At 68.5% G+C, this 2,611-nt stretch carries 2 protein-coding genes; one reads left to right on the top strand and one right to left on the bottom strand.

Annotation, left to right across the window (positions count from 1 at the left end):
• A partial coding sequence (locus P3H15_RS53540; RefSeq protein ID WP_276144749.1) for a hypothetical protein occupies window positions 1–297 on the bottom strand: 297 nt, incomplete at its 3' end.
• A 238-nt stretch (window positions 298–535) separates the two neighbouring features.
• Between P3H15_RS53540 and P3H15_RS53535 the strand changes: the two genes are divergently transcribed.
• A partial coding sequence (locus P3H15_RS53535; RefSeq protein WP_276144748.1) for a catalase occupies window positions 536–2,611 on the top strand: 2,076 nt, incomplete at its 3' end.

The following is a 2,611-nucleotide window of genomic DNA, read 5'->3' as shown; positions in this document are numbered from 1 at the left end:
CATTCCGCTGGCATCGACATGCTCGTCGTGCTCCGGACGTCCTTCCGTCGTGCTGGTGGTCCGGCCCTCGTAGGGCGGTATCGCCGGCTCCGCATCACCCGGAGGCAGCGAGCCACCGGCGGGCGCAGGGTTGCTGCCCGGCTCCCCGGTGGAGGTGACTTCCTCCTGATCCAGGGACCCCTGCTCGCGGCCGGCCTGGCTTGTTCCGGCCTGGTCCGGGCCCGCGTCGCGGGAGCCCTTCGGGCCGCGTTCGGACTGTGGTTCCTCCTGCAACTGCTTGCCTGGTTCGGTACTCATGATCACTCCTTCCCGACGCACCAGAGACGCCGGATTCCTGCTTCGGTTGTGGTGGACATCTGGTGTAGCTGTGCCCTGGGACGCGAATGCGAAACCGGGTCTCTCGATCGCGCCGGCAGGGTGTGGCTTCGCGCCCGTTCTGATTTGTTGTGCGAACGTCTGGGCACTCCGAGAACAGCGGACCGTACAGCAACGATGCGGCGCCGATCCCACGGATTTTTCAGCGAGGAGCCGCGCCGTGTCGAAGAAGAACCCTGTCCTTCCCGGGGCGCCCGGGGCGGGCACTCCGACGGTCGCCGAGCCCACCGAGCCCACCGAGCCGTTGCCGTCCAAGCCCGATCAGCGGGCTCCGGTGCTGAGCACCGCGACCGGGCAACCCGTCGAAGGCCCGGACACCGCCCGCGGCCAGCGCGGTGAGCGCCTCACCACGGCGCAGGGCGCGATGCTGTACGACACCGACCACTCCCTCAAGGCCGGCGAGCGAGGACCGACCCTGCTCCAGGACCACCACCTCCGAGAGAAGATCACGCACTTCGATCACGAGCGAATCCCGGAGCGGGTGGTGCACGCACGCGGCGCCGCCGCCCACGGGGTGTTCCGCGGATACGGTTCCGCCGACCCGATCAGCAAGGCCGCGTTCCTCGGCAAGGACGTCCAGACGCCGGTCTTCGTCCGCTTCTCCACCGTCCTCGGCTCCCGGGGGTCCGCGGACGCCGTCCGCGACACCCGGGGATTCGCGACCAAGTTCTACACCGAAGAGGGCACCTTCGACCTGGTCGGGAACAACATTCCGGTGTTCTTCATCCAGGACGGCATCAAGTTCCCCGACATCGTCCATGCCGCCAAACCGCACCCCGATCGCGAGATCCCGCAGGCGCAGAGCGCGCACGACACGTTCTGGGACTTCGTGTCCCTGCACACCGAAGCCACCGCGCACACATTATGGAACATGTCCGACCGCGGCATCCCCCGCTCGTACCGGATGATGGAAGGCTTCGGCGTCCACACCTTTCGGATGGTGAACGCGGCGGGCGAGAGTTCGCTCGTGAAGTTCCACTGGAAGCCGAAACTCGGGGTGCACTCCCTGGTGTGGGAAGAAGCGCAGATCGTCAACGGCATGGACCCCGACTACCATCGCCGCGACCTCGCCGACGCGATCGAATCCGGCGCATACCCGGAATGGGAACTGGGCATCCAGGCTTTCCCCGACACCCCGGACCAAACGTTCGAGGGCATCGACCTGCTCGACCCGACCAAGATCGTGCCCCAGGAACTGGCCCCCGTGCAACCGATCGGGCTGATGACGCTCGACGCGAATCCGACGAACTTCTTCGCCGAGACCGAGCAGGTGGCCTTCCATCCCGGGCACCTCGTCCCCGGGATCGACGTCACCGACGACCCGTTACTACAGGCGCGGCTGTTCTCCTACCTCGACACCCAGATCAGCCGGCTCGGTGGACCCAACTTCGGGCAGATCCCGATCAACCGGCCCCACGCCGAGGTCAACGACATGCTCCGCGACGGCATGCACCAGGCCGGGGTCCATCCCGGCGTCGCGCCGTATCGGCCCAATTCCCTCGACGCCGGGTGCCCGTTCCTCGCCGGCGCCGACACGGCGTTCGTCGAGGTGCCGGTGCCGATGCCGGAGTCGACGAAACTCCGCGCCGCCCCCGCCAGCTTCGACGACCACTTCTCCCAGGCCCGGTTGTTCTACGCCAGCCTCAGCCCGGTCGAGCAGGCCCACGTCGCGCAGGCCTACACCTTCGAACTGGGCAAGTGCTACGAGCCGGCGATCAAGAAGCGTGCCCTCGGCGTGCTCGCGAACGTCGACCCCGGCCTGTGCGTGACGGTCGCCGACGGGCTCGGCCTGCCGGCACCGGAGCCGACCGTCGCCTACGACGTCGCGCCGACGCCCAGCCCGGCCCTGTCGCAGGTCGGTGACCAGTGGCCGCTGGACGGCCGGATCATCGGCATCGTCGCCGACGACGAGTCGGACCTGTCCGAGGTCGCCGACGCGGTCGAGAAGATCGACAAGGACGGCATGGTGCCGCTCGTCATCGGACCCCACGGCGGCGAATTGGGATCGGGCAAGGGCGCCGTGCCGGTGTCCCGGACGTTCCTCACCATGCGGTCGGTGGAATTCGACGCCATCCTCATCGCGGCACCGGCGTCGGACCCGCGGGTCCAGGTGTTGCTCACCGAGGCGTTCCGGCACTGCAAGGCGATCGGGGCATGGACCGCCGGTCGCGGCCTCCTCGCCACGGCCGCAATCCCGGCCGATGCTCCCGGCATCGTGATCGCCGACGACGCGTCC

Source organism: Rhodococcus sp. T2V (genome assembly GCF_029269925.1).
Taxonomy (GTDB): domain Bacteria; phylum Actinomycetota; class Actinomycetes; order Mycobacteriales; family Mycobacteriaceae; genus Rhodococcus_F; species Rhodococcus_F koreensis.
Note: the sequence above shows the minus strand (reverse complement) of the source record. Positions and strands in the feature narration are given on the sequence as shown.